This is a genomic window from Nonomuraea sp. NPDC004702, from assembly GCF_053601695.1.
The window spans coordinates 426,368-448,538 of the sequence record NZ_JBSGCE010000001.1 but is presented as its reverse complement, the minus strand read 5'-3'; the positions used below and the strand labels follow the sequence as shown (position 1 = coordinate 448,538).

At 71.6% G+C, this 22,171-nt stretch carries 23 protein-coding genes; 14 read left to right on the top strand and 9 right to left on the bottom strand.

Going from position 1 to position 22,171, the window contains the following annotated elements:
- Positions 1-94 precede the first annotated feature (94 nt).
- Both ACWEJ6_RS02135 and ACWEJ6_RS02130 read left to right on the top strand, forming a co-directional pair.
- Entirely contained in the window at positions 95-652 is a 558-nt protein-coding gene (locus ACWEJ6_RS02135) for a helix-turn-helix domain-containing protein (protein WP_352324016.1), read from the top strand.
- Entirely contained in the window at positions 645-1,481 is an 837-nt protein-coding gene (locus tag ACWEJ6_RS02130; RefSeq protein WP_452420641.1) for an SRPBCC domain-containing protein, read from the top strand. Before ACWEJ6_RS02135 ends, ACWEJ6_RS02130 begins: the two co-directional genes overlap by 8 nt.
- Positions 1,482-1,491: 10 nt before the next feature.
- On the opposite strand, the gene ACWEJ6_RS02125 is transcribed toward ACWEJ6_RS02130, so the two are convergent.
- Complete coding sequence (locus ACWEJ6_RS02125; RefSeq protein ID WP_452420639.1) at positions 1,492-1,974, bottom strand: MarR family winged helix-turn-helix transcriptional regulator; 483 nt, start codon at positions 1,972-1,974, stop codon at positions 1,492-1,494.
- Positions 1,975-2,050: 76 nt separating this feature from the next.
- Here ACWEJ6_RS02125 and ACWEJ6_RS02120 point away from each other — a divergent pair, with 76 nt between their 5' ends.
- The 4 genes from ACWEJ6_RS02120 (at position 2,051) to ACWEJ6_RS02105 (ending at position 5,356) form a co-directional block, all read left to right on the top strand.
- Positions 2,051-2,890, top strand: a complete 840-nt coding sequence (locus ACWEJ6_RS02120; RefSeq protein ID WP_452420637.1) for an LLM class flavin-dependent oxidoreductase — start codon at positions 2,051-2,053, stop codon at positions 2,888-2,890.
- Positions 2,891-2,988: 98 nt separating this feature from the next.
- Entirely contained in the window at positions 2,989-3,561 is a 573-nt protein-coding gene (locus ACWEJ6_RS02115) for an RNA polymerase sigma factor (protein ID WP_397164465.1), read from the top strand.
- Positions 3,554-4,399: a CU044_5270 family protein gene (locus tag ACWEJ6_RS02110; RefSeq protein WP_452420635.1), complete on the top strand. Its 846-nt coding sequence runs from the start codon at positions 3,554-3,556 to the stop codon at positions 4,397-4,399. Before ACWEJ6_RS02115 ends, ACWEJ6_RS02110 begins: the two co-directional genes overlap by 8 nt.
- A gap of 135 nt (positions 4,400-4,534) precedes the next feature.
- Positions 4,535-5,356, top strand: coding sequence for a DUF559 domain-containing protein (locus ACWEJ6_RS02105; protein ID WP_452420633.1), 822 nt, complete (start codon positions 4,535-4,537; stop codon positions 5,354-5,356).
- Between the two features lie 35 nt (positions 5,357-5,391).
- Here ACWEJ6_RS02105 and ACWEJ6_RS02100 read toward each other — a convergent pair whose 3' ends face one another.
- Entirely contained in the window at positions 5,392-6,576 is a 1,185-nt protein-coding gene (locus ACWEJ6_RS02100; protein ID WP_358288833.1) for a cytochrome P450, read from the bottom strand.
- Between the two features lie 859 nt (positions 6,577-7,435).
- On the opposite strand from ACWEJ6_RS02100, the gene ACWEJ6_RS02095 reads away from it, so the two are divergent.
- From ACWEJ6_RS02095 to ACWEJ6_RS02060, 8 genes are read left to right on the top strand one after another with little or no spacing between them, the layout of a single operon-like run.
- The gene (locus ACWEJ6_RS02095; RefSeq protein WP_352324024.1) at positions 7,436-8,281 is read left to right on the top strand and encodes a fumarylacetoacetate hydrolase family protein; all 846 of its coding nucleotides are present in this window, start codon (positions 7,436-7,438) and stop codon (positions 8,279-8,281) included.
- The gene (locus ACWEJ6_RS02090) at positions 8,281-9,570 is read left to right on the top strand and encodes an L-fuconate dehydratase (RefSeq protein WP_364330707.1); all 1,290 of its coding nucleotides are present in this window, start codon (positions 8,281-8,283) and stop codon (positions 9,568-9,570) included. The genes ACWEJ6_RS02095 and ACWEJ6_RS02090 overlap by 1 nt, the downstream gene beginning before the upstream one ends.
- Positions 9,567-10,310, top strand: coding sequence for an SDR family NAD(P)-dependent oxidoreductase (locus ACWEJ6_RS02085; RefSeq protein WP_387671176.1), 744 nt, complete (start codon positions 9,567-9,569; stop codon positions 10,308-10,310). The genes ACWEJ6_RS02090 and ACWEJ6_RS02085 overlap by 4 nt, the downstream gene beginning before the upstream one ends.
- Positions 10,311-10,317: 7 nt before the next feature.
- Positions 10,318-11,367, top strand: a complete 1,050-nt coding sequence (locus ACWEJ6_RS02080) for a sugar ABC transporter substrate-binding protein (RefSeq protein ID WP_387671174.1) — start codon at positions 10,318-10,320, stop codon at positions 11,365-11,367.
- A complete protein-coding gene (locus ACWEJ6_RS02075) occupies positions 11,367-12,848 on the top strand; it encodes a sugar ABC transporter ATP-binding protein (RefSeq protein ID WP_387671172.1) in 1,482 nt (493 codons plus the stop codon). The genes ACWEJ6_RS02080 and ACWEJ6_RS02075 overlap by 1 nt, the downstream gene beginning before the upstream one ends.
- Entirely contained in the window at positions 12,845-13,834 is a 990-nt protein-coding gene (locus tag ACWEJ6_RS02070; protein ID WP_387671170.1) for an ABC transporter permease, read from the top strand. Before ACWEJ6_RS02075 ends, ACWEJ6_RS02070 begins: the two co-directional genes overlap by 4 nt.
- Positions 13,834-14,139 carry an L-rhamnose mutarotase gene (locus tag ACWEJ6_RS02065; protein WP_452420629.1) on the top strand — a complete coding sequence of 102 codons (306 nt, stop codon included), beginning with the start codon at positions 13,834-13,836 and terminating at the stop codon, positions 14,137-14,139. Before ACWEJ6_RS02070 ends, ACWEJ6_RS02065 begins: the two co-directional genes overlap by 1 nt.
- A complete protein-coding gene (locus ACWEJ6_RS02060; protein ID WP_452420627.1) occupies positions 14,136-15,053 on the top strand; it encodes an aldo/keto reductase in 918 nt (305 codons plus the stop codon). The genes ACWEJ6_RS02065 and ACWEJ6_RS02060 overlap by 4 nt, the downstream gene beginning before the upstream one ends.
- 35 nt (positions 15,054-15,088) lie before the next feature.
- Here ACWEJ6_RS02060 and ACWEJ6_RS02055 read toward each other — a convergent pair whose 3' ends face one another.
- The 7 genes from ACWEJ6_RS02055 to ACWEJ6_RS02025 form a co-directional block, all read right to left on the bottom strand.
- Positions 15,089-16,360 (bottom strand): S1 family peptidase, encoded by a 1,272-nt coding sequence (locus tag ACWEJ6_RS02055; protein WP_452420625.1) that lies wholly within the window; start codon positions 16,358-16,360, stop codon positions 15,089-15,091.
- A gap of 101 nt (positions 16,361-16,461) precedes the next feature.
- On the bottom strand, positions 16,462-17,409 hold the full coding sequence (locus ACWEJ6_RS02050) for a DNA polymerase ligase N-terminal domain-containing protein (RefSeq protein ID WP_452420623.1): 948 nt from the start codon (positions 17,407-17,409) through the stop codon (positions 16,462-16,464).
- Positions 17,410-17,441: 32 nt separating this feature from the next.
- Entirely contained in the window at positions 17,442-18,116 is a 675-nt protein-coding gene (locus ACWEJ6_RS02045; protein WP_352322012.1) for a FadR/GntR family transcriptional regulator, read from the bottom strand.
- A 25-nt stretch (positions 18,117-18,141) separates the two neighbouring features.
- Positions 18,142-19,167 (bottom strand): MBL fold metallo-hydrolase, encoded by a 1,026-nt coding sequence (locus ACWEJ6_RS02040; RefSeq protein ID WP_452420621.1) that lies wholly within the window; start codon positions 19,165-19,167, stop codon positions 18,142-18,144.
- 38 nt (positions 19,168-19,205) lie between these two features.
- The gene (locus ACWEJ6_RS02035) at positions 19,206-20,321 is read right to left on the bottom strand and encodes a steroid 3-ketoacyl-CoA thiolase (protein ID WP_397164482.1); all 1,116 of its coding nucleotides are present in this window, start codon (positions 20,319-20,321) and stop codon (positions 19,206-19,208) included.
- 43 nt (positions 20,322-20,364) lie between these two features.
- On the bottom strand, positions 20,365-21,369 hold the full coding sequence (locus ACWEJ6_RS02030; protein ID WP_358288801.1) for a sigma-70 family RNA polymerase sigma factor: 1,005 nt from the start codon (positions 21,367-21,369) through the stop codon (positions 20,365-20,367).
- 67 nt (positions 21,370-21,436) lie between these two features.
- Positions 21,437-22,087 (bottom strand): TetR family transcriptional regulator, encoded by a 651-nt coding sequence (locus ACWEJ6_RS02025; protein WP_358288798.1) that lies wholly within the window; start codon positions 22,085-22,087, stop codon positions 21,437-21,439.
- Between the last annotated feature and the right edge of the window lie 84 nt (positions 22,088-22,171).

Sequence of the window (22,171 nt, the reverse complement as noted above, 5' to 3'; positions counted from 1 at the left end):
CGCCCGGTCCGGTGCGGGCCTTTTTTCTGCCTACGGCTGCTCTTGGCCTGACCCATTGACAAAGGGGATTTTTACGTAAAAGATTGTTTTTGCGATGAGAGATGTCCTGTATCTGGAACAGATCGAGCAGGCCGAGGCGCTGCTCAAGCCGCAACGGGTCGAGGTGCTGAGGCAGCTGGCCGAGCCGCGTACGTGCTCGGAGGTCGCCGAACGCCTCGGGCAGACCCCGCAGCGGGTCTACTACCACGTCAAGCGGCTGGTCGAGGCCGGTCTCGTGGAGCTGGTGTCCGAACGCAAGGTGCGCGGCGTCCACGAGGGCATCTACCAGGCCGGCGCGCGGTCGTACTGGTTGTCGCCGCGGCTGGTCGGCCGGATCGGGCTGCGCAAGGCGCGCGACGAGCTGAGCCTGGGCTACCTGCTCGACCTCATGGAGGAGGTCCAGGCCGACATCGCCGCGCTCGACCGGGACGCGCCCGAGCTGCCGTCCATCGGACTGTCCGGAGAGATCCACGTGCGTCCGGAGAGCCGCCAGCAGTTCCTGAACGACCTGCAGGGCATGCTGCAGGAGCTTTTCACTCGTTACGGCGGCGCTGAGGGGGACGCCTTCAAGCTCGCCGTCGCCTGTTACCCCAAGGGAGAAGAGCATGAGTGAGCCGATGATCGCGAAGGTCCGCGTCCAGGCGCCGGTCAAGGAGGTGTGGCACGCGCTCACCGATCCGGCCGAGGCGCGGGTCTGGCTGGCCGAGCACGTCGAGGTGGACCTGCCGGACCGGTTCGAGTTCTGGGGCCGTACGACGCCGGAGGGCGACGCGCCGCACCAGCGGGTCCTGTCGGCCGACGAGCGCGGCGTGCGGTTCGCCTGGCTGCTGGACGGCGTCGAGACGACCGCCGAACTCGCGGTCGAGGAGGACGGCGACTCGGCGACGATCGTCTCGGTGACGCAGTCGCACTTCGACTTCCAGGACGTCGTCACCGGCGCCAGCATCCGGGGCGTGCTGCAGACGTACTGGTTCCAGGTGCTGGCCGGCCTGGCCGAGCACGTCGAGGGCCGCCCGCTCACGCCGCGCGCCGACTTCACCGCGCGCGAGCTGCGCGCCGAGGTCACCATCGACGCGCCGCCCGCCCAGGTTTTCGAGTCGCTGGTCGACTCGGAGAAGGTGAGCGAGTGGTTCGGGATGCCGATCGAGATCGAGCCGTACGTCGGCGGCCGGTTCGCCATGGGCGGGTTCGCGAACGACCCGTCGCCGGCCAAGGTGCTGGAGCTGGAGCCGGAGCGGCGGTTCTCCGTCGACTGGGGCGGCGCCGGGGTGAGCTCCTGGGAGCTCGCCGGGTCCGCCGGCCGGACGCGGCTGACGCTCGTGCAGAGCGGCTTCGACGCCGAGCGGCCGCCGTACGCGGCCTGGGGCGGGATGCTGTCCGGGGTGGCGGAGCTGCGGCGTTACCACGAGGTGCCGGACTGGCGTCCGATGTGGGTCGCCTGACCGCACAGGGTCAGCCTGGTCGGGTCGGTGTGTCCTGACCGCCGTCCGGCAGGTGGTCGAGGACGGTCTCGGCGATCGTGGCGAGCACCTCGATCTGCTCCCGCGAGAGCAGGTCGATGAAGTGCCTGCGCACCGACGCCACATGGGCGGGCGCCGCCTCCTGGATGGCCCGCAACCCGCCGTCGGTCAGCACGACGACGGCCCCGCGCGCGTCCCCCTCGAACCCCTCGCGGGTGACCAGCCCCCGCTGCTCCATCCGCGAGATGTGCCGGGAGAGGCGGCTCTTCGACCAGAGCATGCGGTCGGCCAGCGCGGTGAGCCGCCACCGGTGGCCGGGCGTGGAGGACAGCGCCGACAGGACGTCGTAGTCGGGTGCCGACAGCCCCGAGTCGCTCGCGAGGTCGCGGCTGACCTGGGCGTCCAGCAGCAGGCGCATCCTGCGGTAGCCGATCCAGGCCCGGAACTCGGCGTCGTCCAGCCAGTTGGGCTCCATGACCCGGCAGTTTAGTTGACGTGTAACCGACCTCCGCTCTAGGTTTACATGTAAACCAAAGTGGAGGAGGCGGGTCGTGTTCGGACTGGGCATATCGACGTCGGCGGCGTCGGGGGCCGATCCCGTGGGCGACGCCCGCGCGGCGGAGGAACTGGGCTTCGACTTCGTCTCGGCGTCGGACCACCCGTGCGGCGTCGAGCCCACGTACGAGCTGTGGACGATGCTGACCTGGGTGGCCGCCGCCACCTCGCGGATCAAGGTGGCGACGCGGGTGCTGGGGGTGCCGTACCGGCCGCCCGCGATGGTCGCCAAGATGGCCGAGACGCTCCACCGGCTCTCCGGCGGCCGGCTGATCCTCGGCCTCGGCGGCGGCTACTCCGACGAGGAGTTCCGCGCGTTCGGGCTCGGGGTGCCGACGCCCCGCGAGAAGGTGGACGGCATGGTGGAGGCCGTCCACATCATCCGCGGCCTGTGGTCCGAGTCGGACTTCACCTATGAAGGCTCCCGCTACCGCACCGATCGGGCCACCATCGAGCCCAAGCCCCTCAGCCCCATCCCGATCTGGCTGGGCACGTACGGGCCGCGCGCCCTCGACGCCACCGGCCGGCTGGCGGACGGCTGGATCCCGTCCCTGGGGTTCGCGCCGCCGGAGCGGGCGGCGGCCATGCGCGACCGGATCCTGTCGGCCGGTCGCGCCGTCGAGTGCGTCTACAACGTCACCTTCCGCATCGGGTCCCCCGCAGAGGTCGACGGCGTGGTCGCCGGCTCGGCGGCGGAGGTGACCGACCGTCTGGCGGCGTTCGTGGAGCTGGGGTTCACGTCGATGAACTTCACGCCCCTCGGCCCCGGCCCGCGCGCCCAGGCCGAACGCCTGGCCGAGGACGTCCTGCCCGCGCTGCGCGCGGCGGCCTGCTGACCGGCGGCGGCCTGCCGGGAAGGCGATCCGGGCCTGCGGCGAAGCATGGGTGACCGTCCACCACTTCGTGAAGGCAGCCTGATGACGGAGACGACAACGTGATCGCCGAAGCGGGCGAACAGCTGACCGACGCCGAGCTGGCCGCCCGGTACCGGCGGGACCCCGAGCTGTTCACCCTCGTGCACGACCGCCATTTCCGCGACATCTACCTGTACGTGGCCGGCCGGCTGGACACGCAGATCGCCGAGGACATCACGGCCGAGACGTTCCTGCTGGCCTTCGACCACCGCGACCGGTTCGACCCGGAGCGCGGCGGATTACGGCCCTGGCTGTTCGGCCTGGCCACCAACCTGATCGCCAGGCACCGGCGCAAGGAGATCCGCCACTACCGGGCGCTGGCCCGGCTGGGCCCCGAACCCGTCATGGAAGGCCATGAGAACCGGGTCGTGGCCTCCGTCACGGCCCAGGGCATGCAGCCGTACCTGGCCAGGGCGCTCGCCGCGCTGTCGCCGGGCGAGCGCGACGTCCTGCTGCTCGTGGCCCTCGGCCAGCTCGGCTACGACGAGGTGGCCCAGGCGCTCGGCATCGCCCCCGGCACGGTCGGATCCAGGCTCAGCCGGGCGCGCGCGAAGATCCAGGCCCTCGTCGACAAGGAGACAGCTCGTGGATGACCTGAAGGAGCTCGCCACCCTGCTGGCCAAGCCGGAACCGGCCGCCGAGGCGATGGCGCGCAGCAGGAGCCGCCTCCAGGACAGGGCGCGCGGCCGTACCCACCGCCGGCGGACCGGATGGCTCGCGCCCGCGCTCGCCCTGGCCGCCGCGGCGGCCGTCACCGTGCTCGCGACGGGCGCGATCACGCCCGCCGGCACGCCGGCCTCGGGCAGGGAGGTGCTGCTCATGGCCGCGGCGAGCGCCGAGCGCACGCCCGAGGGCGCCGGACGCTACTGGCACGTCACCCGGGAGTACCGGGGCGTGGACATCCCCACCCGTGAGAGCTGGACCACGCGGGACGGCCGGCGCTGGTCCAGGGGCCGGCCGGACGCCCCCGCCGGGGTCGTCGTGCCCGACCCGAACCCCCTCAGGCTCAAGGGGGCCGAGGTGAGCATCGAGGAGCTCGAAGAGCTGCCGACGGAGCCGGCGGCGCTGACGTCCCGGATCGCCGCGCTGCCCGGGCTTCCCAGCGCCATGAGCTCCTCCGAGCAGCGCGGCGATCCGCTGTTCTCCCTGGTCGCGCTCATCTCGGAGCTGCCCGCGCCGCCGGAGGTCCGGTCGGCGGCGTTCCGGGCGCTCTCCGCGACACCCGGGGTCGAGAACGCCGGCGAGGTAGAGGACGGGCAGGAGCTGCGCTTCCCCAACCCCGACGGCGGGCCGGAGATCAGGATGGTGGTCGATCCCGAGAGCGCACGGGTGATCCGGACGAACTACCTCTACGGCGGCGACGGGGGCCTGTCGTGGGGCCGAGACTTCGTTTGGGTGACCGCCACCTGGACCGACCAGCCACCGCGATGAGCCGGGGAATCCCCGACCGGAGTGATCGGCCTCTGCGGTGACGCGGCGAAGCCGCTGAGTGGGTAGCCGGACGGTTGTCCACAGAACGCGGTTCGGCTCTGCGGGGGCCGGGGTGAGGGCGTCAGCCTGGACCCCGTGAACGCCGCACTCTCGTTGCTCGGCCGTGCCGAGCGCATCACCCGGTCCTGCCGGCAGGCCGTCGTCTGCCGGCAGACGGCCGCACACGTCTGGGGCCTGAGCGTGCTCTCCATCCCCGAGGCCGACTGGCCGGTGGAGGTGATCGCCCCCGCTCACCTGGCGATCCCCGGCTGCGTCACGTACGTGGGCGAACCGCCCGCCGACGACGTCACTGACCACCGGGGCGTCCGGCTCACCACCATGGCGCGCACGGCCCTCGACTGCGCCCGGTCGTTGCCGCGTCCGGAGGCGGTGGCGGCGCTCGACCAGTTCGCGCGGCGGGGCGTCGACATGGAGGCGCTGTGGCGTCGTCCGCTCAACTCCTGGCGGCTGCGCGACACGCTGAGCCTGGCCGACGGCGGCGCCGCCTCGCCCCGGGAGAGCTGGCTGCGGGTCGTCCTCGTCGACGGCGGCCTCCCCAGGCCCACCACGCAGCTCGCCGTGCCCCTGGGCGGCGGCCGGCACGCCTACCTCGACCTGGGGTGGGAGCCGTACCGGGTGGGGGTCGAGTACGACGGCCAGGAGCACCACACCTCCCCGGCGGACCGGCGGCGTGACGCGGCCCGCCGCGAGGAGCTGCGGCGGCTGGGCTGGCGGGTGATCGCCGTACGCCGCGACGTCATCCCCGGCCAGATCGCCGGCCTTCTCCGGCACGTCGCCGACGCGTTGATCGAGCGCGGCTGGCAACCCGGCCCGGAGGGCACCGTCCGCGTCCTCCGCCAGATCCGCGCGGCCCGCCGCGGAACCGCTCGCCATCCCCGGCGCCGGCGGTTCTCGTGAGGGCGTCCCCGGTGGCTCGGAGGGCGTCGGCAAGGTCAGGCGATCGTGACCGGGAGCTCCTTGATGCCGTTGATGAAGTTCGAGCGCAGGCGGCGGGCCGGGCCGGCCTGGCGGATGCGCGGCCGGCGCCTGGCCAGCTGCTCGAACAGGACACGCAGTTCCAGCTTGGCGAGGTGGTTGCCGAGGCAGAAGTGCGCGCCGCCGCCGCCGAACCCGATGTGCGTGTTGGGGGTGCGTCCGATGTCGAAGACCTCGGGGTCCGGGAACACGGAGGCGTCCCGGTTGGCGGAGGAGTAGAAGACCACGACCTTGTCGCCGTCCTTGATGGGCTGCCCGCCGAGCACCTGGTCCGCCATCGACGTGCGCCGGAACAGGTTGACCGGCGAGACCCACCGGACGATCTCGTCGGCCGCCGTCCTGGCCAGCGTGGGGTCGGCCACCAGGCGGTCCCACTGGTCGGGGTGCTCGAAGAGGGCCAGCATGCCGCCGGAGGCCGCGTTGCGGGTGGTCTCGTTGCCCGCGACGATCAGCAGCAGGACGAACAGGTCGAATTCGTCCTCGCCGAGGGTTTCGCCCTTGTCGTCGGGCTGGAGGAGCTTGGTGATGATGTCGTCCTTGGGGGCGGCTCTGCGCTGCGCCGCGAGCTCGTTGGCGTAGGCGTACACCTCCATGGCGGCGCCGGAGCCCTCCTCGGGGGTCGCCGCGTAGTCGGGGTCCTGGGCGCCGATCATCCGGTTCGACCAGGAGAACAGCTTGTCGCGGTCGGTCGCGGGAGCGCCGAGCAGCTCGCAGATCACGTACAGGGGGAGGGGGGCGGAGACCTCGGTGACGAAGTCCACCTCGCCGGAGCACTTGTCGAGCAGGTCGTCGCAGATGTCGCGGATGTGCTGTTCGAGGGCGCCGATCGTCCGGGGGGTGAAGCCGCGGTTGACCAGGGAACGCCGCCTGGTGTGCTCGGGCGGGTCCTGGTTGAGCATCATCAGCCGCTGGAGGGCGATCTGGTCCTCGGGCATCTCGTCGAAGAGGGCGAGCTTCTTGGCCGAGGAGAACAGGTCGGAGTGGCGGGACACGTGCACGACGTCCTCGTAGCGGGTGACCGCCCAGAACCCGGGCTCGCCGTCGTGCCAGTGGACGGGGGAGTTGGCGCGGAGCCAGGCGAGCTGTTCGTGGGGTGGGCCGGAAGTCGCGTAACGGTCCCTGTCTACGAGGTCGATATGCACGCGCGGTCACCTCTTGATCAAGCGCTTGGTTTACTCGTACTGAAACGTGTTCTATTACGCCACTGTACGCCCGTCAAGTAGCCCCACCCCGCCACCCTCCCAACGCTCCAGACACCGCCGCCATAACCCCGGAGCAGACACCTCCTCCCCACCCGCCATAACCCGACAGCAGACAACCCCCTCCCCGCCGACGCTTCCTCACCCATGCCCCAGCCCAGCACCACAGCGGTGCCGCCCCCGTGCTCACCACCGCTAACCGACTTGGCCCCACTCCCAACCCCACCCAAGCCCCACCCCCAAGCCCGGCCCCCAAGCCCGGCCCCCAAGCCCGGCCCCCAAGCCCGGCCCCCAAGCCCGGCCCCCAAGCCCGGCCCCCAAGCCCGGCCCCCAAGCCCGGGGCCCAAGCCCACCCCCAAGCCCGGGGTCCAACCCCCCAAGCCCGGGGTCCAAGCCCACCCCCAACCCCAGCCCGGCCCCCAACGCCACCCCCAACCCCAAGCCCGGCCCCCAAGTCCGGCATCAGCGCGGCTCTTGGCGGCGACCGTGCCGACGCCCCGATTGGCGAGGGTCGTCTGGGGCGGCGCCAAGGACGTCGCGCCGAACGGGCGGAGTCGTCAGGAGTGGGCGAGTGGTGAGGGAGAAAGGGTGAGGTACCTCCGATGTTTTTGGAGGTGGTGCGGATCGGCAAGGGAGGGGAATCTTCGGAGCTATGGGGGCTGAGGGAGGTGATTGGTTAGGGTTCGAGGTGTCGTTCTGGGTCACGGATCGGAGGTATCCCGCTGGACGCCCTTGACATGCGCCGCCATGTCGCAGCAGCATCTGAGGCACAGACATCCGATGAATAAGTGAAGGGTGCGGTGTGAAGCTGCTGCGAGTGGGACCTGTCGGACAGGAGCGGCCGGTGGTGATGGACGCCTCCGGCACCCTGCGCGACATCGGGGAGCCCGAGATCGACGGGGCTTTTCTCGCCTCCGGGGGAGTGGCGCGCGTGCGTGACGCGCTGGAGCGCGGCGACCTGCCCGTCGTCGACGCCGCCGGGCTGCGGGTGGGCGCGCCGATCGCCCGGCCGGGCAAGGTGGTCTGCATCGGGCTGAACTACCGCGACCACGCCGCCGAGTCCGGCGCGGAGCCGCCCGCCGAGCCCGTGGTGTTCATGAAGGCCGCCAACACCGTGATCGGCCCGTACGACGAGGTGCTGGTGCCGCGTGGCAGCGTGAAGACCGACTGGGAGGTGGAGCTGGCGGTCGTGATCGGCCGGCGGGCCCGCTATCTCGACAGCCGGGACGAGGCCCTCGACGTGATCGCCGGATACGCGATCTCCAACGACGTCTCCGAGCGGGAGTTCCAGCTCGAACGCGGCGGCCAGTGGGACAAGGGCAAGTCGTGCGAGACGTTCAACCCACTGGGTCCCTGGCTGGTGACGGCGGACGAGGTCGGCGACCCGCAGAGCCTGGGGCTGCGCCTCTGGGTGAACGGCGAGCCGCGCCAGGACGGCGGAACCAAGGACATGATCTTCGATGTGGCCGAGATCGTGCGGTACCTGAGCCGGTTCATGGTGCTCGAACCCGGTGACGTGATCAACACCGGTACCCCGGCCGGGGTCGCGATGGGCATGCCCGGCCAGCCGTACCTGCGGGCAGGCGACGTGATGGAGCTGGAGATCGACGGGCTCGGCCGCCAGCGGCAGACGGTGGGGCAGGCCTGATGGCGTACAGAATCGTCGCGCTGGAGACGCACGACGTGCGTTTCCCCACGTCGCGAGAGCTGGACGGCTCGGACGCGATGAACCCCGACCCCGACTACTCCGCCGCCTACGTGGTGCTGAAGACCGACGACGGGGTCGAGGGGCACGGGTTCGCGTTCACCATCGGACGCGGCAACGACGTGCAGACCGGAGCGATCCGGGCGCTTGAGCCGTATGTGCTCGGCCGGGACGTCGAAGACCTCGGCGCGCTGTACAAGGAGCTGGTCAACGACTCGCAGCTGCGCTGGCTGGGCCCGGAGAAGGGCGTCATGCACATGGCGATCTCCGCCGTGGTCAACGCCCTGTGGGACCTGAAGGCCAGGCGGGCGGGCAAGCCGGTGTGGCGGCTGCTGTCGGAGATGTCGCCCGAGGAGATCGTCGGGCTGATCGACTTCCGCTACCTGAGCGACGCGCTCACCCAGGACGAAGCCCTCCAGATCCTGAAAAATGCGGAAGAGGGGAAGGAAGAGCGGATCCAGCGGCTCATCGAGACCGGCTACCCCGCCTACACCACCTCTCCCGGCTGGCTCGGCTACGACGACGACAAGCTGCGACGCCTCTGCAAGGAGGCCCTCGACCAGGGCTTCGGCCAGATCAAGCTCAAGGTCGGCGCCGACCTCGACGACGACCTGCGCCGCTTCCGCGTGGCCCGCGAGGTCTGCGGCCCCGACTACCCGATCGCGATCGACGCCAACCAGCGCTGGGACGTCGCCTCGGCCATCGAATGGGTGAGCGCGCTGAGCCCGTACCGGCCGCACTGGGTGGAGGAGCCGACCAGCCCCGACGACGTGCTCGGCCACGCCGCCATCGCCGAGGGCATCAGGCCGGTCCCGGTCGCCACCGGCGAGCACGTCCAGAACCGCATCGTCTTCAAGCAGCTTCTCCAGGCCGGCGCGATCTCCTACCTGCAGATCGACGCGGCCCGGGTCGGCGGGGTCAACGAGAACCTGGCGATCCTGCTGCTCGCGGCCAAGTTCGGCGTGCCGGTCTGCCCGCACGCGGGCGGCGTCGGGCTGTGCGAGCTGGTGCAGCACCTGTCGATGTTCGACTACGTGGCGATCACCGGCACGATGGACGGCCGCGTGATCGAGTACGTCGACCACCTGCACGAGCACTTCGTGCACCCGGTCGTCATCGACCACGGCCGCTACACCGCCCCCATGGCCCCCGGTTTCAGCGCCGAGATGCACGCGGCGTCGATCGCCGCCCACAGCTTCCCCGACGGCCAGGTATGGAGGGCCACGTCATGACGCTCAAGGCCATCGTGACCGGCGGCGGTTCAGGCATCGGCCTGGCCACCGCCACCCTGCTCGCGGCGCGCGGCATGCAGGTCGCCTGCCTCGACCTCGCCCCGCCCGGCGACCCCTTCGTGGGGATCAAGGCGGACGTGGCCGACGACGCGTCCGTGCGCGCGGCGGTGGCCGAGGCCGCGGAACGGCTCGGCGGCATCGACATCGTGATCAACAACGCGGGCGTCGGTGCCCAGGGCACGGTCGAGGACAACCCGGACGAGGAGTGGCGGAAGGTCTTCGAGGTCAACGTGTTCGGCATCGTCCGGGTGAGCCGGGCGGCGCTGCCGTACCTGCGCAGGTCGGAGCACGCGGCCATCGTCAACACCTGCTCGATCGCGGCCACCGCGGGGCTGCCGCACCGGGCGCTCTACAGCGCGACCAAGGGCGCGGTGTTGTCGCTGACCCTGGCCATGGCCGCCGACCACGTCCGTGAGGGCATCCGCGTCAACTGCGTCAACCCGGGCACCGCCGACACCCCGTGGGTGGGGCGGCTGCTCGACTCGGCCGACGATCCCGAGGCCGAACGAGCGGCGCTGAACGCCAGGCAGCCCATGGGCCGCCTGGTCAGCGCCGAGGAGGTCGCCGCCGCGATCGCCTATCTGGCAGGTCCCGAGTCCGCCGCGACCACCGGCACCGCGCTCGCGGTCGACGGCGGCATGCAGGGGCTACGGCTCCGGCCAACCAACCAAGGAAGGTAACCCCCCCATGAAGATCGGTCCGGTGGTCGCGAGCGCGGCCCTGCTGGCGGTCGTCGCCGCCTGCGGTTCCAGCGGCACGAACGGCTCCAGCGGCTCCAGCGGCTCCACGGCGGAAGGGGGAGGCGGCGGCAAGGTGGGCATCGACCACCCGCGCGCCGACTCCGACTTCTGGAACTCCTACATGAAGTACGTCCCGCAGATGGCGACCGAGCTCAAGGCCGACCTGATGCCCGCCACGAACTCCCAGAACGACGTCTCCAAGCTGGTCAACAACGTGCAGGCGCTGGTCGGCCAGGGCGCCAAGGCGATCGTCATGGCCCCCCAGGACACCGGCGCCATCGCCAACACGCTCCAGCAGCTGGAGAACAAGAAGATCCCCGTGGTCACCGTGGACACCCGGCCCGACAAGGGCAAGGTCTATATGGTCGTACGCGCCGACAACCGCGCGTACGGCACCAAGGCGTGCGAGTTCCTCGGCGAGAAGCTCGGCGGCAAGGGCAAGGTCGTGCAGCTTGAGGGCGCGCTCAGCTCGATCAACGGCCGCGACCGGTCCGAGGCGTTCAACGAGTGCATGAAGAGCAAGTTCCCCGGCATCACGGTGTTCAGCGAGCCGACCGAGTGGGAGGGCAGCAAGGCGGCGTCCATGCTCCAGACCCGCCTGGAGCAGAACCCGGACATCAAGGGCATCTACATGCACGCCGGCGGCGTGCACCTGGCTCCGACGCTGCAGGTGCTCAAGCAGAAGAACCTGCTGGTCCCGCCGACCGACCCCAAGCACGTCTTCGTGGTCTCCAACGACGGCATCCCGCAGGAGTTCGAGGAGATCCGCAAGGGCAACATCGACGCCACGGTGTCGCAGCCGGCCGACCTCTACGCCCGGTACGCGATCTTCTACGCCAAGGCGGCGGTCGACGGCAAGACGTTCCAGCCGGGCCCGACCGACCACGGCAGCAACATCATCCAGCTGCCCAACGGCTTCGAGGACCAGCTCCCGGCGCCGCTGGTGACGAAGGACAACGTGGACGACCAGAACCTCTGGGGTAACCAGGTCAAGTGATGAAATATCACGTTGAAGCCCGAAATGTCGTCAAGCGTTTCGGTCCGACCACCGCGCTGAACGGCGCGGAGATCGCCATCGCCGAGGGCCAGACCCACGCCCTCGTCGGCCGGAACGGCGCGGGGAAGTCCACCCTCGTGTCGATCCTCACCGGGCTCCAGCGGCCGGACGAGGGCGAGGTGCTGTTCTCGGGAGAGGCGGCGCCCGCCCTGGCCGACCGCGACGCCTGGCGGCAGCGCGTCGCGTGCGTGTACCAGAAGTCCACGATCATCCCGGCGCTGACGGTCGCGGAGAACCTGTTCGTCAACCGCCAGACCGGCCGCGGCCGGATGATCAACTGGCGGGCGCTGCGGGCCAAGGCGCGCGAGCTGCTGGACACCTACGAGGTGGACGTCGACCCGCAGGCGCTGGCCGGCGAGCTGGGCGTCGAGCAGCGGCAGCTCGTGGAGATCGCGCGGGCGCTGTCGTTCGGCGCCCGGTTCATCATCCTCGACGAGCCCACCGCCCGGCTCGACGGCCCGGCCATCGAGCGGCTGTTCACCCGCATGCGCTCACTGCGCGAGCAGGGCGTCACGATGATGTACATCTCCCACCACCTGGACGAGGTGTACGAGATCTGCCAGAGCGTCACGGTCTTCCGCGACGCCCGGCACATCGTGACCCGGCCGGTCGCCGGGTTCCCCCAGGACGAGCTGGTGGACGCGATGACCGGCGAGGCCACGGCCGCCTACGAGTCCCGGCAGCGCGTGCCCGGCGAGGCGGTCGTGCTGTCGGGCGCGGGCCTGTCGCTGACCGGCCGCTACCAGGACGTGGACATCTCGGTCAGGTCCGGCGAGGTCGTGGGCCTGGCGGGCTCGGCGAGCAGCGGCAAGGTCGGCCTGGCCGAGACCCTGGTCGGGCTGCGCAAGCCGGACACGGGCGTGGTCACGATCGACGGCACCCGGGTCAGACCGGGCGACGTGCCCGCCGCCATGCGCGCCGGGCTCGGGTTCGTGCCCGAGGACCGGCACCACGAGGGTTTCGTGCCGATGTTGTCGGTGGGGGAGAACGCGACCCTGCCGATCGCCCACAAGCTGGGCGCCTACGGCATCGTCTCGCCCGCGCGGCGCCGGGCCAGGGCCGTCCAGATGATCGAGAGCCTGGACATCAAGACCGAGGGGCCCGACCAGCCCGTCGGCGACCTGTCCGGCGGGAACGCGCAGAAGGTCGTGTTCGCGCGGGCGCTCGTGGACGACCCGAGGGCGCTGGTCGTGATCAACCCGACCGCGGGCGTCGACGTCAAGGCCAAGCAGGCCCTGCTCGGCGCGGTCGAGGACGCCGTCGGCCGGGGCGCGGGGGCCGTCGTGGTCTCCGACGAGCTCGACGACCTGCGCATCTGCGACCGGGTGCTGGTGATGTTCCACGGCAGGGTCGTCAAGGACGTGCCGCGTGGCTGGACCGACCACGAGCTCGTGGCCGTGATGGAAGGCATACAAGAGTGACCACTTTGACTGCTCCGGCCCCCCGGCTGAGGCTGGCCAGGTTCCGCGACCTGACCCTGGTGCCGGTGATCCTGCTCCTGCTGGTCGTGGGCGCGTTCCTCGACCCGACCTTCCTGACGGCGGGCAACCTGACGAACGTCCTGCAGCAGCAGGCGGCGATCTCGCTGCTCGTGCTGGCCGAGGCGATGATCCTGATCGCCGGGAAGTTCGACCTGTCGCTGGAGTCGACGGTCGGCACCGCGCCCGGCATCGCCGTGATGCTGGTCGTACCGGCCTCGGCGGGCGGGTTCGGCCTCGGGCTGCCCGGCTGGCTGGTGATCCCGCTGGCCCTGCTCGTGGGCGCGGCCATCGGCGCGTTCAACGGGTTCCTGATCATCAGGTTCCAGCTGTCGGCGTTCATCGTCACGCTGGCCATGCTGATCATCGTGGACGGCCTCCAGCAGGGGCTCACCCAGGGCAAGACGCTGTTCCAGCTCCCCGACTCGATGCTCTACCTCGGCAGCGCCACCTGGCTCGGCCTGCCCGCCGCCATCTGGATCGCCGCGCTGCTGTTCGCCGCCGGCATCTTCGGCCTGACCTACCTCCGGCTCGGCCGCTCGCTGTACGCCATCGGCGGCAACGCCGACGCCGCCCGCGCCGCCGGCATCCGGGTGGACCGCGTGCTGTTCGGCGTGTTCGTCCTCGGCGGCATCCTGGCCGCCACGGCCGGCATCCTGGAGACCGGACGCCTCGGCGCGATCGGCAACGAGATGGGCGACGGCTGGATCTTCATGGTCTTCGCCGCGGCCGTCATCGGCGGCGTCAGCATGGACGGCGGCAAGGGCACCGTCCTCGGCGCGCTGACCGGTGTGCTGGTGATCGGCCTGGTCCAGAACATCCTCACCCTCATCGGGGTCTCCGGTTTCTGGCAACCGGTCATCTACGGTGGCATCATTCTCATCGCACTGATCATCAGCAGGATCGCCGGCGGAAAGGCGCAGGACTGATGGAACGCCTCGCCCTGCGCACCAGGCTCCGGCCCGGGTGCGAGGAGATCTACGAACGGGAGCACGCCACGATCCCGGCAGCCCTGGAGTCCGCGCTGCGCGCCCACGGCGTGATCTCGTGGCGCATCTTCCGCGACGGCCTCGACCTGTTCCACTTCGTGGAGGTCGAGGACTACGCCGCGCTGCAGGCCGCGCTCAAGGACGACCCCGCCGACCAGGCTTGGCAGCGCCAGATGAACCGCCTGCTCGACGGCGACTTCGACCAGTCGGCGGGCGGCCTGCGCCAGGTCTGGGAGCTGACGTGATCGACCTGCCCCGCGTCGGCCTCGGCGGCGCCCCGCTCGGCAACCTCTACCAGGCGGTCTCCGGCGAGCAGGCGCGGGCCACGGTCGACGCGGCCTGGGACAGCGGCGTGCGGCTCTTCGACACCGCGCCCCACTACGGGCTGGGGCTGTCCGAGCGCCGCCTGGGCGCCGCGCTCGCGGAGCGGTCGGGCTACGTCCTGTCCACGAAGGTGGGCCGGCTGGTGGTGCCCTCGCGGGTGCGCGACGACGACGAGATGTTCGACGTCCCGGTCGGGCTGGGCCGCGCATGGGACTTCTCGGCCGACGGCGTGCGCGACTCCCTGGAGGACTCCCTGGCCCGGCTCGGCCTGCCGGAGATCGACATCGCGCTCATCCACGACCCCGACGACCACCTGGAGCAGGCGCTGGCCGAGGCGTACCCGGCGCTGGCCGAGCTGCGGGAGCAGGGCGTGGTCAAGGCGATCGGCGTCGGGATGAACCAGTGGCAGGCGCCGCTGCGCTTCGTCCGGGAGACCGGCGTCGACGTCGTCATGCTCGCCGGGCGCTACACGCTGCTCGACCAGTCGGGGCTGCCGCTGCTGGACGAATGCGCCGAACGCGGCGTCCGGGTGCTGGCCGCGGGGGTCTTCAACAGCGGCCTGCTGGCCACACCGGCCCCGTCGGGCACCTTCGACTACGCGCCCGCGCCGGCGCCGCTGCTGGACCGGGCCACCCGGATCGCCGCCGTCTGCGAGCGCCACGGCGTCTCGCTGCCGCAGGCGGCCATGGCCTTCCCGCTGCGCCATCCGGCGGTCGCCTCGATCGTGCTGGGCGCCCGCGCGCCCGAGGAGGTCCTGGCCAACGCCGCCCTGTGGGCCCGCCCGGTCCCCGAGGAGCTGTGGCTGGAACTGGCCGGCGAGGGTCTGCTGGGCTGACCGCGGCCGGGCCCCCGCCCGGCCGCCGTCCTCGTTCAGTGCACCTGTACGGACGCGCCGAAGGCCAGGGCCACGTCCCACACCCGGGAGAAGACGATCACCCGGCCGCCGTCCAGCCCGCCGCAGGCGACCGGCTTGCTGATGGCCGACGTGATGCCCTGCGCCGCGACGTCGTCGAACCAGTTGGTGTAGGAGTAGACCGGGCCGCCGCTGTCGCCGTGGGCCACGGCGCAGCCGCCGACGACGCTCTTGGCCCTGACCATGTGCTTGACGTACTGCCCGTTCGTGTACGTGCCGCTCCACCCGGTCTCGGTCACCTTGATCAGGCAGTACTCGCCCAGCGACGCCCCCGAGTTGCACACGAAGTTGCCCACGTATGCCTTCCACAACGCGACCACCCGGTTGCTGGTGGCGGCCGCCGGACCGCCGTCGAAGACGTCGGCCGTGGCGTCGGCCAGGACGATCGCGGCGTCCCGCTTGGGCAGCCGCCACTGCAGATCGCCCATGCGGTTCGCCGGGCTGCCCGAGCCGCCGCCGTCGTAGAAGGAGTCCCAGAACTCGCCGCAGTGCGCGGCGGTCAGGAAGCCGGGATTGCCGTTCTTGTCGTAGACGGCGAACCCCGAGGTGCAGCCGGAGCCGGTCCTGGCGTTCCAGGTCCGGCCGCCCGCGTAGTAGCTCGGGACGTCGTCCTGCCTGCTGTAGGCCGGGTCGAAGCGCTCGCCGCGCTCCAGCGTGATCGGCGCGGTGGCGCCGCTCGGCCGCTGGAGCTGGTCGGGGGCGGTGTCCTCGTCCGGGACCGAGAGTCGCACGCCGCTCCCGTCGGCCTGCGGGGCGGCGCCCGTCACCTGTCCGGACTCGCTCCACTCGTCGGCCTCGGCGAGGAGGTCGGCGTAGGAGAAGGCGGACGGGAGCACGGAGACCGGGGCGGTCAGCCGTCCCTCGTCGACCACGGCCCGCACGGGCGCGGGCACCTGGCCCTTCCAGTACAGGCGCACCTCGTGGTTCTCGGGCGCGACGACCACGCCGCCGTACCCGTCGGAGGTCTCGGCCACGGCCGTGACGCGGTCGGCGACGGCGTTCAGCCGGGTCTGCTCGGTGAAGAGCGCGTCCCAGCTCGCGAAGCCGCCGGGGACCTGGCCGCGCGGGCCGGTCGAGTCCCTGGCCGGCGGCTTGCCCCCGGCGTCGGCTGCCTGCCGGGTGAGGTCGGGGCCGGAGACGGTGACCGCCGAGGCGGCTCCGGCGCCCAGGAAGGGCACGACGGCGCACGCCAAGATCAGCACCGTACGGCGTAAGCGGATGTTCTGCATGGATCCCCCCATGTCTGGATGAGGGGCCATCACAGCAGGCGATCCGGCACGCCTACCGCGTCCAAGTACCGCTCCGCGCTGTGCTTTGCGGGCTTGCGGCCTCAGGAGGGGATGAACAGCCAGAACGCGGACGTGCCGGACTCGTAGCGGGAGTCCAGGCGTTTGGCCACCACGCCGGGCAGGCCCTGCTCGCGCGCCGCCTGCCGGACCGCGCCGGCCTCGCCGGGCCACGAGGGCGCGGTCTGCCAGCGGGGGCCGGCCAGCCCGAGCGACTCCAGGGCGGCCCGCCGGTCGGCGAACGGCTCGTCCACCAGGGAGCGGCCCTCGTCGTACAGCAGGTCCTGGACGACCAGGAGCTCGGTCCCGGCCAGCGTGACCACCTCGCCGTCCAGCACCGCCGTCCGGCTGCCGAACGACTCGGCCAGCGGGCGCAGCCACGGATGCTCGCGGGCGGCCGTCGTGCGCCCGCCGTCGACGGGGACCAGGAGCCGGCGTCCGCCCCAGGCGAACTCGAAGGCGTAGGCGGCGGCGTCCCTGGGCGGCCGGGCGCGCTCGGTGGGCAGCATGGGCTCCACGTCGGGGAACGGGTCGCGGACGGGGGCGTCCATGCGGTGGATCATCCAGTTCTTGCCCCGCGTCCGGAACAGCACGAACCGCCCGGAGGCCCGCCGGCCGTGCAGGACGAACTTGACCTCGCGCTCGGACCACTTCTCGGTCTCGTACGTGCCGGTGTCCCAGACGGTCATGGTGCCGCCGCCGTACTCGCCCTTGGGGATCTCGCCGTGGAAGGTGAGGTACTCCATCGGGTGGTCCTCGGTGTGCACCGCCAGGTGGTTGGTGCCGGGGGCGGCGGGCAGGCCCTTGGGGACCGCCCAGGAGGCCAGCACGCCGTCGCGTTCCAGCCGCAGGTCCCAGTGCAGGGACCGGGCGTGGTGCTCCTGGATGACGAACGCGGCGCCGCCACCGTCCTCGGGAGGGGTGGCGGGCACGGGCTCGGGGGTCCGGCTGGGGTCGCGTTTGCTGCGGTATCGCTCCAGTTTGTCGGCCACGACACGGTTACTACCCGGGGAACGGGCGCCGATCAGTCGAGGGCCTTGCGCAGCCACGCCTCCACGCCCGCCACGTGCACGGTGGCCCACGACCGCGCCACGTCCGGCTGGCGGGCGGCGATGGCCTCGTAGATCGCGGTGTGCTGCTCGCGGGTCTTCTCCATCGCGCCCTCCTGGGTGAGGCCGCGCCACACCCGGGCCCGAGTGGTCGGACCTGACAGGCTCTCGATGAACGAGCAGAGCACGCTGTTGCCCGACCCGCGCGCGATGCGCTGATGGAACTCCAGGTCGTTGGCGACCAGCTCCTCGACCGTCGGCTGCGCGGGCAGCGAGTCGAGGATGCGCCGCAGCTCCTCGATGTCCTCGTCGCGCATCAGCTCGGTGGCCAGGGCCGTCGCGGCCGGTTCGAGGATGCGCCGCACCTCGAAGAACTGGATCACCGTGTCGTCGCGGTGCAGGTCGAGCACGAACGACATGGTGTCGAGCAGCAGGTGCGGCTCCAGGCTGGTGACGTACGTGCCGTCGCCCTGGCGCACGTCGAGGACGTTGATCAGGGCGAGCGCGCGCACGGCCTCGCGCAGCGAGTTGCGCGACAGGCCGAGCCGCTCGGCGAGGTCGGCCTCCTTCGGCAGACGGTCGCCCGGGGTCAGCTCCCCGGAGAGGATCATCTGCTTGATCTTGTCGATGGCCGCGTCGGTGACCGCCACACTCTTCTCCCTAGACATCGGATGTCTAGGAGTCTAGAGCCTGAAAGCGTACGGGATCGACGTCCGGGACGCGGCGGACCATGCCCCGGGTCTCCAGGGTGCGCAGATGGGCCGCGGCCTCGCCGGCCGCCATGCCGCGCAGCACGGGGGCCAGGTCGTCCCAGGGCCGGTTCCAGGTCATCATCGAGGCGACCTCCCAGATGGTCAGCGGTCGCGACCGCTCGGCCATGAGGGTGCGCAACCGGATCAGCTTCTCCTCGTGATGGTGGCGGATCTCGGCGGCGCGCGCGGCAACATCGGGAAATATCCACTCGTGTGCCGGCAGGGCGTCCAGGGGGCCCAGCTCGCCGACCCGGTCGAGCGAGTCCAGGAAGTCGCCCAGCGGATCGATGTCGTCGCGGTCGTAGGGATAGATCCCGATGTGCGGGGTGATGTCGGGCAGGACGTGGTCGCCGGTGAACAGCCGGTCGGCGTCCTCCAGGTGCAGGCAGATGTGGCCCGGCGTGTGGCCGGGCGTGTGCACGGCGCGCAGCTTGCGGCCGGGCAACTCCACCAGGTCGCCGTCGCGCAGCTCGCGGTCGGGCAGCGCGGGCGGCGTCGGCCGGGTGCCCATCGCCTCGCGCACCTCGCCGGGGGCGGCGCCGGCCCGCCTGAGCATGTCGGACTGGAAGCTCGCGTGCTCCTCCGCGGCGAACCGGTGCATGAGCCGGACCAGCGCGGCGTCCTCCTCGTGCATGGCGATCCAGGCCCCGGACGCCTCCTTGACCTGCCCGGCCAGCCCGGCGTGGTCGGGATGGAAGTGGGTGACGACCACGCCGCTCACGGCCCCGACGTCGAGCCCGAGCGCGGCCAGGCCGCCGCTGAGCGCCTGCCAGGCGTCGGGATGGTTCCACCCGGCGTCCACCAGCACCGGCCCGCGCGGCGACTCGACGGCGTAGACCAGCGTGTAGCCGAGCGGGTTGCCCGGGATGGGCACCGGCACGCTCCACACCCCGCCGCCGAGCTCCTGCGGCCGCTGTTCCGAGTACGGCCTGCGCCTGGTCTTCCCCACCGGTTCCCCCGATCGAGCACGTGCGTGTGAATGGTGGATCAGGTCAGGCGTTCGAGGATCGTCGCCGTGGCCAGAGCGCCGCCCGCGCACATCGTGACCAGCGCGGTGGTGGTGTCGGAGCGTTCGAGCTCGTGCAGGGCGGTGGTGATGAGCCGGGCGCCGGTGGCCCCGACGGGATGGCCGAGCGCGATGGCCCCGCCGTTGACGTTGACCCGGTCGAGGTCGGGCTCGTGCACCGCGGCCCACGAGAGCACCACGGACGCGAACGCCTCGTTCACCTCGAACCTGTCGATGTCGCCCATGGTCATCCCGGCCGCCGTCAGCACCTTCGCGGTCGCCTCCACGGGACCGTCGAGATGATAGTAGGGCTCGGCGCCGACGAGCGCCTGCGCCAGGATGCGCGCCCTGGGCCGCAGCCCCTGCCGGCGGGCCTCCTGCTCGCTCGTCACCAGCACGGCGGCCGCGCCGTCGGAGATCTGCGAGGACGTGCCGGCGGTGTGCAGGGCGCCCTCGGCGACCGGCTTGAGCCCGGCCAGGCTCTCGACCGTGGTCTCGCGTAACCCCTGGTCCCTGCGGACGGATCCGACGGGCACGATCTCCCGCTCGAACCGCCCGTCGGCCCACGCCTTGGCCGCCAGGCGCTGCGACCGCGCGCCGAACCAGTCGAGCCGCTCCCTGGTCAGCCCGCGCCGCCGGGCGATGCGTTCGGCCGCGGTGAACTGGTCGGGCAGGTCGATGCTCCAGTCGTCGGGACGCGGCCGCGCGGGGCGCACGTTGCTGCCGAGCGGCGCCCTGCTCATCATCTCGACCCCGCATCCGACGCCGGCCTCGATGACGCCCGCCCTGATCATCGCCGCCGCCAGGTGCACGGCCTGCTGCGAGGAGCCGCACTGGGCGTCGAGCGTGGTGACGCCCGTCTGGTAGGGGAGCCCGGCGTAGAGCCACGAGTAGCGGCCGACGTGGCCGCCCTGCTCGCCGGCCTGCGTGACGCACCCGGCGAACATCTGGCCGATCGTGGCCGGATCGACGCCGGCGCGCTGGACCAGGCCGTTCAGCGCCGCGGCCAGCACCTGCTGCGGCTTGAGCTCCGACAACCATCCCGCCCGCTTGCCGATGGGCGTGCGAACGGCTTCGACGATCACAGGTGTGCCCACAGTCGCCTCCAGAACGTTGCTCTGGCCGCGACTGTAACGCGTTCTACTTTGTGGTGGAAGCCTCGCTTCCGGCGGGGAACTCGGCGCGCAGCCCGAAAGTGTCGAAAAGCCGCAGGTCAAAGAACATGGCGACGTGGTTGACGCCTTCTTCGCGCAACGCCAGCACCATGATGGCGAAGCGGCGGTAGACGTCGTGCTCGCGGAAGTAGACGGCGAACGCGGGCTGGCCGTTGGCGGCCACGGGGAGCAGCCTGAGGTCGTGCGGCCGACTGGCGGGGCACTGCGTGGAGACGAGCTCGCCGATCGCGTCGGGACCTTCGTACCAGCCCACGTAGGGGGGCATCTCCCAGATCGCGTCTTTGGTGAACAGCGAGACCAGCTCGTCGACGTCGTAGTTCTCGAAGGCGGCGACGTAGCGGTCGAGCAGGTGGCGCTGCTCGGCGGAGAGCGGCTCGACCTGGTCGTCGAGGCTCGGCGAGACCTCGCTGAGCTGCGCGCGGGCCCGCTGCAGGATGCTGTTGACGGCCGCCGTGGACAGGCCGACCGCCTCGGCGACCTCGGCCGCCCGCCATCTGAGCACGTCGCGCAGGATCAGCACGGCGCGCTGCCGGGGCGGCAGGTGCTGGAGCGCGGCGACGAGCGCGAGCCGGATGCTCTCGCGCGAGGTCACGATCGAGGCGGGGTCGCCGGCCGCCTCGACCCCGGCCAGCGTGTCGGGCACCGGCTCCAGCCAGGGCACCTCGCCGTCCTGGACCAGGGGCGCGGCCGCCTCGGTGCTCGGGGCGCCGAGGCCGGTCGGCAGGGGCCGCCGGGTGCGGCTGTCGAGCGCGGTCAGGCAGGCGGTGGTGGCGATGCGGTAGAGCCACGTGCGCAGCGACGACCGCCCCTCGAACCCGTCGTAACCGCGCCAGGCGCGCAGATAGGTCTCCTGCACGAGATCCTCGGCGTCGTGCACCGACCCCAGCATGCGGTAGCAGTGTGCGAACAGCTCGCGCCGCATCGGATCGGCCAGCCGGAGGAAGTCTTCGCTCGTCGGCTTGTCGCTCATGCCCCCTGTATAGCTTCCGCCACCGACAAAAAGCCGATTAGGGCATGACGGAGATGTCCGGAAGGGGTTAGATGTCGGCCAGGAGGCGGGTCGCGGCGGTCTCGATGCGCCGCTGGATCTGGTCGTACGTGCGCCGCCCGCGCAACATCTCCAGCAGCTCCTGCACCCACACGCTGGCCAGCGAGCCCGCGAGGTCGAGCTGCTCCTCGCCGGCCTGGTCGATGGTCAGCCCGTCGGCGGAGACCCGCAGCAGCAGCCCCGTCATGCGGTCGCCGAACGGTGTCTGGACCTCGGCCATGATCAACGACCGGATCAGCGCGTCGGCCAGCTCCGGCTCGCGCATCAGCCCCCGCGTGGCCCGCATGAGCACGTCGACGGCCCGGCTGGCCGGCGTGGACGCCCCGGGCGGGCGGCGCTCGATGCTGCTCTCCAGCAGGTCGATCTCCTCGCCCACGACCGCGACGACCAGGTCCATCTTGGACGGGAAGTAGCGGTAGAGCGTGCCGAGCGCCACGCCGGCGCGCTCGGCGACCGTGCGCATCTGCATCGCCTCGACGCCGCCGCGCGAGGCCAGCGCGGCGGCGGCCTGGACGATGCGCTTGCGGCGTTGGTGCTGGCTGCGGGTGCGGACGCTGCGACCGCCCGCCGCCGCGCGGCCCTCGGCGGCCCCCTCGGTGTCGCTGGGGGGCGCGGAGAATGACCCGGGCGAGGTACGCATAAGAACACGTTATCTGATTTCTCGGCAACGCGGCTTGTTACTCGCGAGTCACAAACAGGCCGTATCGGCGCATGTCTACGGCGT